The sequence below is a fragment of the Streptomyces albicerus genome (assembly GCF_008905045.1).
Classification (GTDB): Bacteria; Actinomycetota; Actinomycetes; order Streptomycetales; family Streptomycetaceae; genus Streptomyces; species Streptomyces albicerus.
On record NZ_VWMY01000021.1, the window covers coordinates 85519 to 102180 of the forward strand.

Genomic DNA, 16662 nt, shown 5'->3' on the forward strand with positions numbered 1-16662 from the left:
CCCGGCTTTCCGGTCGGCCCGCGTCGCTACGACGCGCAGACCTTGCCGTCCTTCGGCACCGTCCCGTCCAGCAGGTAGTCGTTCACCGTGCTGTCGATACAGTCGCTTCCCTTCCCGTACGCACCGTGTCCATCGCCCTTCCAGGTCAGGTGTACTCCGACACCCTTGCCCAGCTCGTCCGCCATCTTGCGGGCGCCCTCGTACGGCGTCGCCGGGTCGCCCGTGGTGCCCACCACCAGGACGGGCTCCGCGCCGGGCGCGCTCACCTCCGGCGTCTCGTACTGACCGGCCACCGGCCAGTCGTGACACCAGCCGGCCGTGTCCCAGCCCATCGAATCGCCGAAGACGGGCGAGATCTTCCGGAACTCGGGGAGCAGCTTCTTCGCCTCCTCGGGCGTCGGCCGCTCCTTGTCGTCCAAGCACGATATGACCCGTTGTGAATGCGTCGTCGTGCCGTAACGACCCGACGCGTCACGGTCGTTGTAGCCGTCGGCCTGCGCGAGCAGCTCCGTACCGTCGCCGTCCTCGGCCGCGTCGAGCGCGCTGGTGAGGGCGGGCCAGGTCTGCTCGTCGTACAGCGGATACACGATGCCGGTGAGTGCCAGCTGCTGAGTGAGCTCGCGGCCGCTCGAAGTCGGCAGCGGATCGGCGTCGATCCGCTCCAGCAGGTCCACGATCCTCTGGGAGCCCTCTTCGGGGTCCTGCCCCGTGGACTTGAGGTAGTTGTCCAGCGCGCGCTGGAAGCCGCGGGTCTGGTTCTTGGCGTGCCCCACCGTGCCGGCGGTCGGGTCGACGACCGCGTCGAGGACCAGACGCCCCACGTTCTTGGGGAACAAGTGGGCGTACACGCCGCCCAGTTCAGTGCCGTACGAGATGCCGAAGTAGTGCAGCTTGTCGTCACCGAGGACATGGCGCATCAGGTTCATGTCCCGGGCCGTGTCGGTCGTCGAGACATGCCCCATGAGCTTGCCCGCCGACTCCCCGCAGCCCTTGCCGAAGTCGGCGGCGTCCTTGAGGAACGTGGTCTCCTCGGTGGATGTGTCCGGCGTGGTGTCGACCGATTCGGCCGTCTGGATCTCCTTGTCGCCGCGGCAGCGAACGCCCTCGCTGGCGGCGACACCGCGCGGGTCCCAGCTCACCAGGTCGTACCGCTCGTGGAGCTCGGCGAACGTGGGGCCGTACGGCGGCAGGTAGTCGATGCCCGAGCCACCCGGGCCGCCGAAGTTGAACAGCAGTGAGCCGATGCGCTCGTCCGAGGAGCCGCTCGACTCGCTGCGGATCAGCGCGAGGCCGATGGTCTCGCCCGTCGGCTTCGCCCAGTCGAGCGGCACCTTGAGCGTCGCGCACCGCCAGTCGTCGCCCGGCGCGGGCCCGGTCGCCGTGGCCTTGCAGCGGCCCCAGTCGAGCTTCTGCGAGGTGAGTGAGGCGGGCAGCCCGGACGGCGCCGCTGCCGGCGGCTTGCCGTCGTCCTTGTTCTCGTCCTCACCGCTCCCGGACGAGCCGCTGCAGCCGGCCATCAGCAACGCGGCGGCGGCCAGAGCCGTCCACCGTGTGAAACGCGCCATGAGCACATCCCCCCTCGCAACGTCGTCCGCCGGATGCCGCGGATGACAGTCAGGCCATAGTAGGCAGATCTCCGCGAGTGCCGCCGAGGCCTGTGGATAACCTTCTGACCTGCGATTTTATGGGCTGAGTCCGGCGCTTTCGCGAGCCGGGTCCGGCTATTTCGTGAGCAGATTCCGGCGCTCTTACGAGCAGACCGTGCCGGTCGGCGGGACCTTGCCGTCCAGGAGGTAGCCGTTCACGGCGTCGCGCACGCACTTGTTCCCGCTGTCGTACGCGCCATGGCCCTGTCCCTTGTACGTCAGCTCGACGCCGACGCCCTTGCCCAGCGAGTCCACCATCCTGCGGGCACCCTCGTACGGCGTCGCCGGGTCGCCGGTGTTGCCCACCACGAGGATCGGCGCCGAACCTGGCGCACTCACGTCCGGGTGGTCGGCGGCGCCCGCCACGGGCCAGTCGGTGCAGCCGACCAGACCCCATGCCAGGTAGTCACCGAACAGGGGCGAGGCCTCGCGGAACTCCGGAAGCCTGGCTCGCACGTCCGCGGTGGTGTACCGCTGCTTGTCGTCGGCGCAGTTGATGGAGACGTTGGCGGCGGTGATGTTGCTGTACTCGCCGTCCTCATTGCGCCCGTTCATCGAGTCGGCCAGCTGCATCAGGATCGTGCCGTCACCGTCGTACGCCTGCTGGAGCCCTTCGGTGAGGAACTCCCAGAAGTCCTGGGAGTACAGGGCCTGCGCGATGCCGCTGGTGGCGACCGTCTGGGTCAGCTCACGCGGGAAGACGCCCGGGATCGGCCTGCTGTCGAGGTCCTTGAGCAGCTTGGCGATCCGGTCCTTGACGTCCTGCGCGCTGTCGCCGAGCGGGCAGTCCTCCTCCTTCGAGGTGCAGTCCTCGGCGAAGTTGTCGAGCGCGAGCTGGAAGCCCTCGGCCTGCCCGAGCGATCCCTGCTCCGGGTCCTGTGTCGGGTCCACGACCGCGTCGAAGACGGCCCGCCCCACGTTCTTGGGGAACAAGTGGGCGTACACGCCGCCCAGTTCGGTGCCGTACGAGATGCCGAAGTAGTGCAGCTTGTCGTCGCCGAGGACCTGGCGCATCAGGTCCATGTCGCGGGCCGCGTCGGTGGTGCGTACGTGCGGGAGGGTCTTCCCGGAGTTCTTCTCGCAGGCCGAGTTGAACTTCTTCGTGTTGTCCAGGAGCTTCGTCTGCTCGGCCGTGTCGTCGGGGGTGGCGTCCTGCTGGAAGTACTCGTCGAGCTGTTCGTTGTTCTCGCACTTCACGCCCGCGCTGCGGCCGACGCCGCGCGGGTCGAAGCTGACCAGGTCGTAGCGGGTGCGCAGTTGCTCGTAGTCCTGGCCGAACGCGGGGAGCGTGGCCACGCCCGACCCGCCCGGACCGCCGAAGTTGAACACCAGCGAGCCGACGCGCTTGTCCTTGGCGCCGCTCGCCTCCGCGCGGATCAGGGCCAGCCCGATCGTGTCCCCCTTGGGCTTGTCCCAGTCGAGGGGCGCCTTCAGGGTGGCGCACTTCCACGTGTCACCGTCCGGCAGGGGCGACGGGGCGTCTCCTCCGCCCTCGGACGCGGACGGCTCCGGGCAGTCCTTCCAGCTCAGCTTCTGCGCCGACAGGTCCTCGTCCTTGGAGTCGCTGTCGCCGTCGCATCCGGCGAGGGCCGCGGACAGCAGAACGGCGGTGGCGGTCAGGGCAGCGGTGTGCAGCGGGGAAGGTTTCGGCATGGTCCCATCCTGGGGGCGCTCAGGACGGGGCGCTCGGGGCGCGGGCCGTGCGGGTGAGAGCTCCGCGTCGGCGGCCGGCCACCCGTCAGCCGCGTGAGCAACGCTTCGGGTCAGTACCTCTAGAGCGCGCCCTTGCGCGTCAGATGGTTGAAGAACAGCCAGCCCGGCAGGACGGGCAGCCACAGTGTGAGGAGCCGGTAGAGGAGCACCGCGGGCGCCGCGACCTCGCTAGGGAGCCCGACGGCGATCAGACCGACCGTGAGGGTCGCCTCGACCGCGCCCACGCCGCCCGGGGTGGGCGCCGCGGAGCCGAGCGCGTTTCCGGCGAGGAAGACCACGGCGACGCTGGCGATGCTGATCGCGGGCGTGTCGTCGCTGCCGAACGCCCGGATCGACGCGTCCAGACACATCACGAAGCAGGCCGTCAGCAGGAGCATGCCGCCGATGCCGGTGATGAGCTTCTGCGGCCGCTGAAGTACGTCCAGCATGCGCGGTACGACACCCGCGAAAAGTGACCGCACGCGCGTGGCGACGAATTTCCGCAGGAACGGCACCGAGGTCACCACGAGGACGAGGACCGCGACGGTCAGCAGACCTGCGATGACCGTGCGGGACGGCGACAAGGAGGGTGTCTTCTCGGTTCCGGTCAGGTAGCCGAAGGACAGCAGCATCAGGATGTGGCAGCCGAGCCCGAACAGCTGCGACGCGCCGACGCTCGCCACCGCGAGCCCCGGCCGTACGCCCGTGCGCTGGAGGAATCGCGTGTTGAGGGCGACACCGCCCACCGCCGCAGGCGCCACGATCTTCACGAATGACCCGGCGACCTGCGCCGCCACGGCCCGCAGGAACGGCACCCGCTCGGGCACGAAGCCCAGCAGACTCATGGCCGCCGCGAAGTAGCTCAGTGCCGAGAAGAGCACGGCGGCGGCGACCCAGCCCCACTCGGCGTTGTCGAAGAGCGTGCCGAACTCGATGTGCGTGAGCTGCGTCAGCAGGAAGTACCCGCCGATCGCGCCGGCGATGAAACTGATCAGCGTGCGCGGCCGGATGCGCTCCAGGCGGGCCGGCTCGACCGGTGCCTGCGGCCTGATCAGCAGCACCTGGTGGCGGATCTGGGTGAGCAGATCCTCCTCGCGGGCCTCGTCCAGAGCCTCGTCGATCGCCCGCTTCTCGGCCCGCTGCTCGGCGCGTACGGCCTTCTTGCCGGGCTTGTCGAGGACGGGCTTGGTGTCCTCGGGTGTGGCCTCGTGCTCCTCGGCGCGGGCCAGCTTCTCCTGACGCGAGGCCTCCAGGACAGCCTCGCGCTCGCGCTGCGACCGCTCCCTGGCCAGTTTCCGCAGCGTCGCGCGGTGGGAGCGTGTGAGCGCGATGGGCTGCAGCATCGGCAGGCAGTCGGCGACCGCGTCCGGGCCGAGCACCCCGACGGCCGATGCCACCGCGCGCTCCGCGCCGACCCGCAGGCCGAGCGTGGTCACCAACTGGGCGATGTCCATGCGCAGCAGCAGCTCACCGGCCGCGATCTCGCCGTTGCGCAGATCCGTGAGGATGACCGTGCCGGAACGATCCACCAGAATCGCGTCGCCCGCGAGCCTGCGGTGCGCGATGCGCCGCGACTGCAGTGCCTGCACCTGGTGCCAGGTGTCGCGCAGCAACTCGTCGGTGATGGCCTCGTCCGGCAGCGAGTCGAGCGTGCGCCCGCCGGTGTGCTCGTAGACGAGCATCACGGCGTCGGGGCCGAGCTCGGAGGTCGCGATCAGCTTGGGAGCGTTGGCCCCGGCCGCGATGGCCGCGTACGCGAGGAGCGCTTCCTGCTCCAGGGCCTGGCGCAGCGACTGGAGGCTGCGGCGCGTGGTGATGCCGCGCAGTGTCAGACGGCGCCAGGCGCGGTAGAAGAAGCCCTGCGCCTGCTGCTCGCGGTCGACGACCGTGACGTCCAGCGGCGGGCCGTCCTGCAGCGTCACGAAGTACCGGCGGCCACGATCACCGTCCGGGGCCTCCGGCGTCTCGTCCCTGGCCGCGCTCACCGGGTGGAAGCCGACGTGCCGCAGGCCCGCCATCAGCGTCCGCCCTGTGGGCCGCACGTTCGGCGAGCCGACCGCGTACAGCGTCCCGTACGCCACGCTCCAGCCGATCAGCACCGTCAGGATGATCGAGAACGGGGTCGTGTAGCCGGTGACCAGCATGGAGAAGGCGTCGAGCAGCAGCACCACCCACAGCACCGCGCGCCAGCGCGGCCGGCGCGACATGCCGACTGCCGTCATGTACGCGATGACCGGCGCGAGATAGCCGTGCACCGGGTCGGTGAGAGCGTGGATGTCACCCGGCGAGGGCTGCGTGAGCGCCTTCTGGATCGAGTCCGGTGCAGCCTTGGCGACCCACAGATCGGTGGCGAGCGTCACTCCGTGCGCGAGGACCGCGGCCAGAACGCCGTCGGCGATGCGCAGCCCGTCCCGCTTGATCAGCCGCTCGATGGCAAAGGCGACCGGCACCAGGAGGATCGCGATGCTCGACGCGAGCCCCGCGATCTTGATCAACAGGTCGGGTGCCTCGTCGGTGCCCTTGTTGATGTCCTGCGCCAGCCCCGACGTCGTGCCGTGCGCGAACGCGGCGATCGCCAGCAGCACCGCGACCGCGAGGATGCCCACCAGGAGGCGCATCAGGTCGGACGGACGATGCACGCGCGCGGGGAGCAGCGGCTCGTCGCCCTCGACCTCTTCAGTGTGGGCGTCGTCGTCGGCGCAGTCGGCCTTCTCGGCGTCGCTCTCCTTGCGCATGTCCGTCTTCTTCTTGTACTTGTACGTGTCCGGAGTGCGCTCGTCCGTATCGTCGCCGGTGTCGGGGCGCGACGAAACCTCAGAGGTGCCCTCCGCGTCTTCGGGGTGCACACCCTGCTGTTTCATCGTCTCTTCTTGATCTCGTATCACCAGTAACCGCCCGCATGATGGTGGCATGCCCCGCTGACACAAGAGGGCATCAGGGTGCAATGCGGGGGCGCACAGTCTGCCCGAAGCGCTGCATCGGGGCGAGGGATACGCACAGTCGCCGCCACGTCACATTGTCGGTGGTGTGGGGCAGGATGGGCCGGATGAGCGAGCAGAGCCTTCCGGCGGACGCCCTGCCGGAGTACGCGGAGCGGGTCCTCGACGTCGCCGAGCTGATTCCGCCCGGGCGTGTCATGACGTATGGAGACGTCGCCGAATGGCTGGAGGAGGGCGGGCCGCGACAGGTCGGCCGCGTCATGGCCCTTTACGGAGGGGCCGTTCCATGGTGGCGGGTCATACGTGCGGACGGCGTGCTGCTCCCCGGCCACGAACTTGAGGCACTGGGCCACTACCGCGCGGAGGGCACGCCCCTGAAGGAGGCGAGCAAGGCCTCCGAAGGCCATCTGCCGCGCGTCGACATGAAACGGGCGCGCTGGGACGGCGGCGAACGCACGGAGGGTCACACCTGACAGCTTCCGGCATCGGACGGCCGGAAGGGGGACCGGTGGCCCGTACGGGGGAATCGGGGCACGTCCGTGACATGCCGTACGTTCGTGGTGCGGGAGACGCGTGTGTCGGGAGGGAACAAGAGGAAGCCCTGCTTCCACGGCATCCACCGGCGTAGCGTCGACGGCGCGCATCCCGTTCATCCCGTGGCCACCGCCCCCCACGCGCGGCAGCCCTCCCACCCGTCGCCCGCCCACCACCTCGCAACGACGGCGCTCCGCGCCCGCAGTGACAGACCCAAGCACACCCACCAGGACCGGCGAACCACGTGAGCTCCTCTTCCTCCACCAGGCGCCTGTCGCACCCCCAGGGGCGACAGGGGACCCGTGGCGCTTACCGACTGGTGCGTACCCCGCCGGTCCGGGTGGCTCCCCCTCTGCTGGACGCAGGGCAGCGAGCGGTGGTTGACCACACGGACGGCCCGCTGCTCGTTCTCGCAGGTCCGGGCACCGGCAAGACGACCACGCTCGTCGAGTCCGTGGCGGCCCGGATCGCGCGCGGCGCGGACCCCGAGCGGGTCCTGGTGCTGACGTTCAGCCGCAAGGCTGCCGTGGAGCTGCGCGACCGCATGGCCCTGCGCATAGGAGCGGCTCACGCGCCCCGGGCGACGACCTTCCACTCCTTCTGCTACGCCCTGGTCCGCGCCCACCAGGACAGCGACCTGTTCGTGGAGCCGCTGCGGCTGCTCTCCGGTCCCGAACAGGACGTGGCGGTACGGGAACTGCTCGCGGGCCAGCCGGCCCTGGAGCAGCTCGGTCTCGCCCATGTGCGCTGGCCGGACGAACTGCGCGCCTGTCTGACGACGCGCGGCTTCGCCGACGAGGTGCGCGCGGTCCTCGCCCGCAGCCGCGAGCTGGGCCTCGGGCCCGACGCGCTCCAGGCCTTCGCGAGGCGCATCGGCCGCCCCGACTGGCTCGCGGCCTCCTCCTTCCTCGCCGAGTACCTCGACGTCCTCGACATGCAAGGAGTGCTCGACTACGCGGAACTGGTGCACCGCGCGGTGCTGCTCGCCCGGCGCCCCGAGGTCGCCGAGCGCCTGGCGGCCCAGTACGACACCGTCTTCGTGGACGAGTACCAGGACACCGACCCGGCACAGGTACGACTGCTGCGCGCGCTCGCGGGCGGCGGCCGCACCCTCGTGGCCTTCGGCGACCCCGACCAGTCGATCTACGCGTTCCGGGGCGCCGACGTGAACGGCATCCTGGAGTTCCCGGAGGCCTTCCCGCGCGCGGACGGTGCTTCGGCGCCGGTGGAGGTCCTGAGGACGTCACGCCGGTCGGGCGCCGGCCTGCTGGCGGCCAGCAGGCTGCTGACCCAGCGCATGCCCCTGACCCGCCTCCCGGCGGAGAAAGTACGCGCCCACAGGGAGCTGGCCCCCGTACGGGACGGCGGCCGCGTCGAGGTCTACACGTACCCGACCCCCGGTACGGAGCTGGACAACATCGCGGACATCCTCCGCCGTGCCCATCTGGAGGACGGCGTCCCCTGGGGCGAGATGGCCGTCCTGGTGCGCGCCGGCTCCCGCACCATCCCGACGATCCGCCGCAACCTCACCGCGGCCGGTGTGCCCCTCGACATCGACGGCGACGACCTGGCGCTGCGCCACGAACCGGCGGTGGCGCCGCTGCTGACGGCACTCAAGGCGGTGGCCGCGGCGGAGCTGGGGGAGACGGCCGGAGGCGGAGCTGAGGAGCCACACGGGGCTGTCGTCGAGGACCCTGAGCTAGAGGGCGCCGAAACGGACGAGCCAAGGTCCCAGGAGCCTCGGCCCGAAGACTCCGAAGACTCCGAAGACTCCGGAGCCGCCGAGCCCGAAGCTTCGGGGAAAGCCGCAACCTCCGGGGAACCTGCGTCAGAAGACCTCACCCCGGAAAAGCCCTGGCTCGACACCGAGACCGCGCTCACCCTCCTCGCGTCCCCGCTGGCCGGCATGGACGCCGCCGATCTGCGCCGCCTGGGCCGAGCCCTGCGCGAGGAGGAGCGCGCCGCGGGCAACCATGTCCCGCCGCCCTCCGACGAGTTGCTGGCGCGGGCCCTGGCCGAGCCGGAGCGGCTCGTCGCCCACGACCCGTCGTACGCGCGCGGAGCTCAGCGTCTGGGCGCCCTGCTGCGGAAGGCACGCGAGCGCCTCGCGGGGGGTGGCACGGCCGAGGAGGCGCTCTGGGAGCTGTGGGACGGCACGCCGTGGCCGCAGCGCCTGGAGCGCGCCGCCCGGCGTGGCGGCGCGGCAGGGCGCAACGCGGACCGCGACCTCGACGCCGTGTGCGCGCTGTTCGCGACCGCGGCCCGCGCCGAGGAGCGCACCGGCGGCCGCGGAGCCCTCAACTTCCTGGAGGAGATCGACGCCGAGGACATCGCCGCCGACACGCTCACCCGCAGGGCCGTACGCCCCGACGCCGTACGCCTGATGACCGCGCACCGCTCCAAGGGCCTGGAGTGGCGCCTCGTCGTCGTCGCGGGCGTCCAGGAAGGCCTGTGGCCCGACCTGCGCCGCCGCGGCTCCCTCCTGGAGGCCGACCGCATCGGACGCGACGGACTTGCCGAACCACTCACGCCCGGAGCGCTCCTCTCCGAAGAGCGTCGTTTGTTCTACGTGGCCGCCACGCGCGCGCGTGAACGCCTCGTCGTCACCGCCGTGAAGGCCCCCGCCGACGACGGCGACCAGCCCTCACGCTTCCTCACCGAACTCGGCGTGGAGCCCAAGGACATAACAGGCCGTCCCCGCCGCCCCCTGTCCGTCGCCGCGCTCGTCGCCGAACTGCGCGCCACGACGGTCGACCCGCGCGTCTCGGACACCCTCAGGGAAGCCGCGGCCCGCCGCCTCGCCAGGCTCGCCGCGCTCGGCGACGAGGACGGTCGCCCCCTCGTGCCGTCCGCGCACCCCTACCGCTGGTGGGGCATGTACGACCAGACAGAGAGCAAGGTCCCGCTGCGCGACCGCGACCACCCCGTGGTGCTCTCCGGAAGCGCCCTCGACCAGCTCGCCAACACCTGTGCCCTGCAGTGGTTCCTGGGCCGCGAGGTGAAAGCCGACGCCCCCGCGACCGCCGCCCAGGGCTTCGGCAACGTGGTGCACGTCCTGGCCGACGAGGTCGCCTCCGGCCGTACACCCGCCGACCTCGCCGTCCTCATGGAGCGCCTCGACTCCGTGTGGGACGCGCTCGCCTTCGACGCGCCCTGGAAGTCGGCGCAGGAGAAGGAGCACGCGCGCGTGGCACTCGAACGCTTCCTGAAGTGGCACGTCATGGACCGCACGGGCCGGACCCCTGTGGCCAGCGAGCACGACTTCGACGTCACCCTCGAAGCGGGCTCCTACGAAGTACGCATCCGCGGCTCCATGGACCGCGTCGAGCGGGACACCGAAGGCCGCGCCTACGTAGTCGACTTCAAGACCGGCAAACAGGCACCGAGCGCCGCCGACGTGGCCCACCACCCGCAGCTCGCCGTCTACCAGCTCGCCGTCCACGAGGGCGCCGTGGACGAGGCCTTCGACGGCGAACGCCCCGAGGCGGGCGGCGCCGAACTCGTCCAGCTCCGCCAGGGCGCCCCCAAGAAGGACGGCGGCGAGACCCTCCCCAAGGTGCAGGCCCAGGAGCCCCTGGAGGGCGAGTGGGTCGGTGACCTCCTCGCCACCGCCGCGGGCAAGGTCCTCGACGAACGGTTCACGCCGACCTCGGGCCAGCACTGCACGCACTGCGCATTCCGGGCCTCGTGCAGCGCGCGGCCAGAGGGGCGGCACGTGGTCGAGTGACCCCCCCGCTCCCGGGGGCGTGTCGTCAAGGGATGCCGGGAGTGACGTACCGCACCACGCGTGCTGACCAGCACATCCTTCGGCCCGGCCACCGATACGGCACCGACTGTCAGTGCGCGCGGCTAGCCTCTCTGACGTGCCAGCCCGTATCACCGATCCCGAGCAGCTCAAGGAGCTCCTCGGCATCCCGTTCACCCCGGAGCAGACGGCCTGCATCACCGCACCGCCCGCCCCGCAGGTGATCGTGGCCGGAGCCGGATCGGGCAAGACCACCGTGATGGCCGCGCGCGTGGTGTGGCTGGTCGGCACCGGTCAGGTCGCCCCCGAGCAGGTCCTCGGCCTGACCTTCACCAACAAGGCGGCGGGCGAACTCGCCGAGCGCGTACGCAAAGCCCTCATCAAGGCGGGCGTCACCGACCCGGACGTCATCGACCCGGACAACCCGCCGGGCGAGCCGGTCATCTCCACGTACCACGCCTTCGCGGGCCGCCTGCTGACCGACCACGGACTGCGCATCGGGCTCGAACCCACCGCGCGCCTCCTGGCCGACGCGACCCGCTACCAGCTCGCCGCACGCGTCCTGCGCGAGGCACCGGGGCTCTACCCGGCGCTCACCCGCTCCTTCCCCGACCTGGTCAGCGACCTCCTGACGCTCGACTCCGAGCTCGCCGAACACCTCGTGCATCCCGAGGAGCTGCGCGCGTACGACGCCGCGCTGCTGCGTGACCTGGAGAGCGCCAAGCTCACCAACGCCGATCTGCGCAAGGTCCCGGAGACGGCCGCCGCCCGGCGTGAACTGGCCGAGCTGGTGAGCCGCTACAGGGCGGCCAAGCGTGAGCGCGACCTCCTCGACTTCGGCGACCAGATCGCCCTCTCCGCGACCCTCGCCAGCACACGCCCCGAGGTCGGCGGCATCCTGCGCGACGAGTTCCGGGTGGTCCTGCTCGACGAGTACCAGGACACGTCCGTGGCCCAGCGCATCCTTCTGGCGGGCCTGTTCGGCGGCGGCACCGGCCACCCGGTGACCGCCGTCGGCGACCCCTGTCAGGCGATCTACGGCTGGCGCGGCGCCTCCGTCGCCAACCTCGACGACTTCCCCGAGCACTTCGCGCACGCCGACGGCCGCCCCGCGACCCGCCAGGCGCTCAGTGAGAACCGCCGCAGCGGCGGCCGCCTCCTCGACCTCGCCAACGGCCTCGCCGAGCCCCTGCGCGCCATGCACGCGGGCGTGGAAGCCCTCCGCCCGGCCCCCGGCGCCGAACGGGACGGCATGGTGCGCTGCGCCCTGCTGCGCACCCACGCCGAGGAGATGGACTGGCTCGCCGACTCCATCGCCCACCTCGTACGCACCGGAAAGGCGCCCGGCGAGATCGCCGTCCTGTGCCGCACCGCGACGGACTTCGCCGAGATCCAGGGCGCGCTCGTCGCCCGTGACATCCCCGTCGAGGTCGTCGGCCTCTCCGGCCTGCTGCACCTGCCCGAGGTCGCCGACCTGGTCGCCGTCTGCGAGGTCCTCCAGGACCCCGGCGCCAACGCCTCACTGGTCCGCCTGCTCACCGGCCCGCGCTGGCGCATCGGCGCGCGCGACCTCGCTCTCCTGGGACGCCGGGCCCGGCTTCTCGTGTCCCACGCGCGCGTGGGGGCCGACGACGACCCGGACCGGCGCCTCGCCGCCGCCGTCGAGGGGGTCGACCCGGCCGAGGTGATCTCGCTCGCGGACGCCCTCGACACCTTCCTGGAGACACCCCTGAGAGGCGAAGGGGACGACGACGGGCTGCCCTTCTCGGCCGACGCGCGCGTACGGTTCGCGCGGCTCGCCGCCGAACTGCGCGACCTCCGCCGCTCACTCGCCGACCCGCTCATGGACGTCCTGCACCGGGTACTCGCCACCACCGGCCTGGAGGTGGAGCTCTCCGCGTCTCCGCACGCCCTGGCCGCCCGCCGCCGCGAGACTCTCTCCAACTTCCTGGACATCGCCGCGTCCTTCGCCGCCAACGACGGCGAGGCCAGCCTCCTCGCCTTCCTCGGCTTCCTGCGCACGGCCGCCCAGTACGAGAAGGGCCTCGACAACGCCCTGCCGGGCGGCGAGAACACCGTCAAGGTGCTCACCGCGCACAAGTCCAAGGGCCTGGAGTGGGACGTCGTCGCCATCCCCGGACTGGTCACCGGCACCTTCCCCAGCAGCCAGGGCCGCGAGAAATGGACCGCCCAGGGCAAGGTCCTCCCGCACGAACTGCGCGGCGACGCCGACACCCTGCCCGACATCGACGCATGGGACTCCGGGAGCATGAAGGCCTTCCAGGAGGCCATGAAGGAGCACCAGCACACCGAGGAACTCCGCCTCGGCTACGTCACCTTCACCCGCCCCCGCTCGCTGCTGCTCGGCTCCGGCCACTGGTGGGGCCCCTCCCAGAAGAGGCCCCGCGGCCCCTCCGACTTCCTGCACGCCCTGTACGAGCACTGCGCGGCCGGCCACGGCGAGATCGAGGCCTGGGCGGACGAACCCGAGGAGAACGAGGAGAACCCCGCGCTGCACGAGGCCGGCGGCGACCACGCCTGGCCGCTCCCACTGGACGACACGGCCATGGCCCGCCGACGCGCGGCCGCACAGACGGTGCTGGCCCACCTGGAGTCCGGCCACTCCCACGAGACGGCCCACCCTTCGGCCCACGACGCCCCTGACTCGTACGACGACCCGGACTGGCCGCCTCCGCCCGAGGACGACGAGCCCCCTTACGACGAGCCCCCTTACGGGGACGGGGACTTCGCGGACGCACCCTACGAAGAGACCGATTTCGCGGATGACGAACCCGGTTTCGCAGCGGACGAACCGGGCGACTGGAACTCGTGGACCCGGAACCACCCCAGGGTCCCGCACCCCACCCCGGCCCCGGACGCCCGCCCGCACCCGCCCGAGACCACGCGCGTCACCCCCGAGGAAGCCCGCACCATCGCCTCCTGGGATCGTGACCTGGACGCCCTCACCGGGGAGCTCCTGCGCGCCCGCGAGAGCGTCACGGACGTACCCCTGCCGACCTCCCTGACCGCATCCCAGCTGCTGCGCCTGGCCGCCGACCCGGACACCTTCGCGCAGGAACTCGCGCGCCCCATGCCACGCCCGCCCCAGCAGGCCGCACGCCGCGGCACCCGCTTCCACGCCTGGGTCGAAGCCCGCTTCGAAGAACTGCGCCTGCCGATGCTGGAACCGGAGGAACTACCGGGCAGCGAGGCCGAGATCGCCGACGAACGCGACCTCGAAGCCCTCAAGGACGCCTTCGAACGCAGCCCGTACGCCCACCGCACCCCCTACCGCGTCGAGGCCCCTTTCCAGCTCGAGATCGCCGGACGCGTCGTACGAGGCCGTATCGACGCCGTCTACAAAGAAGGCGACGGCGACGGGGCGACGTACGAGATCGTCGACTGGAAGACCAACCGCACCCGCACCGCCGACCCCCTCCAGCTCGCCCTCTACCGGCTCGCCTGGGCCGAGCAGCACGGCGTACCCCTGGAATCCGTACAGGCCGCCTTCCTGTACGTGCGTAGCGGCGAGGTCGTACGCCCCGAGGCCCTGCCCGACCGGGCCGCACTGGAACGGCTCCTCCTGGAAGAACCACCCGAAGGGGTCCCCGAGGAGCCGCCGGACCAGCACGCGCGCGTGGACGGATAGGCTCGTGACCATGAGCAGGACTCCGGACAGCGCCGTCCGCACGTACATCGAGCAGCACCGCACAGCCTTCCTCGACGACCTCGCCGAGTGGCTGCGCATCCCGTCCGTGTCGGCCCAGCCCGAACACGCCGCGGACGTTCGGCGCAGCGCCGACTGGCTCGCCGCCAAACTCCAGGAGACCGGCTTTCCGACCTGCGAGGTCTGGGCGACCCCCGGCGCACCCGCCGTCTTCGCGGAATGGCCCTCCGACGACCCCCAGGCACCCACAGTCCTCGTCTACGGACACCACGACGTACAGCCCGCCGCCCGCGAGGACGGCTGGGACACCGACCCCTTCGAGCCCGTCATCCGCGGAAACCGCCTCCACGCGCGCGGGGCCGCCGACGACAAGGGCCAGGTGTTCTTCCACACACTCGGTGTCCGGGCCCACCTCGCCGCCACCGGCCGCACCACGCCCGCCGTCCACCTGAAGCTGCTCATCGAGGGCGAGGAGGAGTCGGGATCCCCGCACTTCCGCGCTCTCGTCGAATCGCGGAAGGACCGCCTGACCGCCGACACGGTGATCGTCTCCGACACCGGCATGTGGTCCGAGGACACCCCCACGGTGTGCACGGGTATGCGCGGCCTCGCCGAGTGCGAGATCGAGCTGTACGGGCCGGACCAGGACATCCACTCCGGATCCTTCGGCGGCGCCGTACCCAATCCCGCCACCGCGGCCGCCCGTCTCGTCGCCGCCCTGCACGACGAGCACGCACGCGTGGCGATACCCGGCTTCTACGAAGGCGTGACCGAACTCACCGACCGCGAGCGCGAACTCTTCGCCGAGCTGCCCTTCGACGAGGAGCAGTGGCTGCGTACGGCCAAGTCGTCGGCCCTCCACGGGGAGGCTGGACACACCACCCTGGAGCGCCTCTGGGCCCGCCCCACGGCCGAGGTCAACGGCATCGGCGGCGGCTACCAGGGCCCGGGCAGCAAAACGATCATCCCGTCCTCGGCCATGGTGAAGCTCTCCTTCCGGCTCGTCGCCGGCCAGGACCCCGACCACATCGAGAAGGCCGTCCGCGCCTGGGCCGCCGAGCGGCTGCCCGCCGGAATCGGCCACGAGATCACCTTCGGCGCCGCCACCCGCCCGTGCCTCACGCCCCTCGACCACCCGGCCCTGCAGTCCGTCGTCCGCGCCATGGGCCGCGCCTTCGGGCAGGAGATCCGCTTCACACGCGAGGGAGGATCAGGGCCCGCCGCGGACCTCCAGGACGTCCTCACCGCACCGGTGCTCTTCCTCGGCATCTCGGTCCCGTCCGATGGCTGGCACGCCCCCAACGAGAAAGTCGAACTCGACCTGCTCCTCAAGGGCGTCGAAACCACCGCCTACCTGTGGGGCGATCTGGCCCAGAACTGGCGCGATGCACACTGAACAAGCCCCGCCGCACACATCCAGCCGCACATCCGGCTGAATCGCCCGCTGAAATAACCGTTCCACCGGGGGAGTTGGAAGCACCCGTGACCACCTGGACCGACCACACCGCCGACCGTCCCATCTCGCTCACCGCCCCCAGCGGCATCGACCGGGCCGCCCACCACCGGCTCGACGAGGCCTGGCTCGCCGCGGCGTGGAGCCACCCCACCACCCGTGCCTTCGTGGTCTCCGGCGGCCAGGTCCTCATCGACGAGACGACGGACGGCACCACCGAACTCGTCATGACCCCGTCCTTCGAAGCGCCCCTCACCGAAGCGCACCGCTACTTCCTGGGCACCGACGACGACGGCGTCAGCTACTTCGCACTCCAGAAGGACGCCCTTCCCGGCCGCATGGACCAGTCCGCGCGGGCGGCGGGCCTGCGCGAAGCCGGCCTGCTCCTGTCACCCCGCGACGCGGGCCTCATGGTGCACGCGGTCGCCCTGGAGAACTGGCAGCGCCTGCACCGCTTCTGCTCCCGCTGCGGCGAACGCACCGTGATCGCCGCGGCCGGCCACATCCGTCGCTGCCCCGCCTGCGGCGCCGAGCACTACCCGCGCACCGACCCCGCCGTGATCATGGCCGTGACGGACGAGGACGACCGCATCCTGCTCGGCCGCCAGGTGCACTGGCCCGAAGGGCGCTTCTCCACCCTCGCGGGCTTCGTCGAGCCCGGCGAGTCCATCGAGCAGTCGGTCCGCCGCGAGGTCTTCGAAGAGGCCGGCGTCACCGTCGGCGCGGTCGAATACATCGCCAGCCAGCCCTGGCCCTTCCCCTCCAGTCTCATGCTGGGCTTCATGGCGCGCGCCACCTCGGCGGAGATCAGCGTCGACGGCGAGGAGATCCACGAAGCCCGCTGGTTCTCCCGTGAAGACCTGCGGGCCGCCTTCGAGTCCGGGGAGGTCCTGCCTCCGTACGGCATCTCGATTGCGGCCCGCCTGATCGAGCTCTGGTACGGCAAACCCCTGCCGACGCGAGGGACCGCCGCCTGAGGCACGTAC

The 16662-nt window shown here is 71.4% G+C and carries 8 protein-coding genes; 5 read left to right on the top strand and 3 right to left on the bottom strand.

The annotated features are described in order from the left end of the window. Positions 1 to 26 precede the first annotated feature (26 nt). The 3 genes from GAS53_RS20370 to GAS53_RS20380 all read right to left on the bottom strand — a co-directional run bounded on the left by GAS53_RS20370 (position 27) and on the right by GAS53_RS20380 (position 6199). Entirely contained in the window at positions 27 to 1565 is a 1539-nt protein-coding gene (locus GAS53_RS20370) for an alpha/beta hydrolase (RefSeq protein ID WP_151479069.1), read from the bottom strand. Between the two features lie 183 nt (positions 1566 to 1748). Next, on the bottom strand, positions 1749 to 3299 hold the full coding sequence (locus GAS53_RS20375) for an alpha/beta hydrolase (RefSeq protein ID WP_151479070.1): 1551 nt from the start codon (positions 3297 to 3299) through the stop codon (positions 1749 to 1751). Between the two features lie 119 nt (positions 3300 to 3418). Beyond that, positions 3419 to 6199 carry a lysylphosphatidylglycerol synthase transmembrane domain-containing protein gene (locus GAS53_RS20380; protein ID WP_192583191.1) on the bottom strand — a complete coding sequence of 927 codons (2781 nt, stop codon included), beginning with the start codon at positions 6197 to 6199 and terminating at the stop codon, positions 3419 to 3421. 185 nt (positions 6200 to 6384) lie between these two features. Here GAS53_RS20380 and GAS53_RS20385 point away from each other — a divergent pair, with 185 nt between their 5' ends. From GAS53_RS20385 to nudC, 5 genes are all read left to right on the top strand, one after another. Continuing rightward, positions 6385 to 6750 carry an MGMT family protein gene (locus GAS53_RS20385; RefSeq protein ID WP_318722796.1) on the top strand — a complete coding sequence of 122 codons (366 nt, stop codon included), beginning with the start codon at positions 6385 to 6387 and terminating at the stop codon, positions 6748 to 6750. Positions 6751 to 7055: 305 nt separating this feature from the next. Further along, positions 7056 to 10538, top strand: a complete 3483-nt coding sequence (locus GAS53_RS20390) for an ATP-dependent helicase (protein WP_151479072.1) — start codon at positions 7056 to 7058, stop codon at positions 10536 to 10538. A gap of 136 nt (positions 10539 to 10674) precedes the next feature. After that, positions 10675 to 14205 carry an ATP-dependent DNA helicase gene (locus GAS53_RS20395; RefSeq protein ID WP_151479073.1) on the top strand — a complete coding sequence of 1177 codons (3531 nt, stop codon included), beginning with the start codon at positions 10675 to 10677 and terminating at the stop codon, positions 14203 to 14205. A 10-nt stretch (positions 14206 to 14215) separates the two neighbouring features. Next, the gene (locus tag GAS53_RS20400; protein ID WP_151479074.1) at positions 14216 to 15619 is read left to right on the top strand and encodes a dipeptidase; all 1404 of its coding nucleotides are present in this window, start codon (positions 14216 to 14218) and stop codon (positions 15617 to 15619) included. Between the two features lie 86 nt (positions 15620 to 15705). Continuing rightward, positions 15706 to 16653, top strand: a complete 948-nt coding sequence (gene nudC, locus GAS53_RS20405) for an NAD(+) diphosphatase (protein WP_192583192.1) — start codon at positions 15706 to 15708, stop codon at positions 16651 to 16653. Positions 16654 to 16662 lie beyond the last annotated feature (9 nt).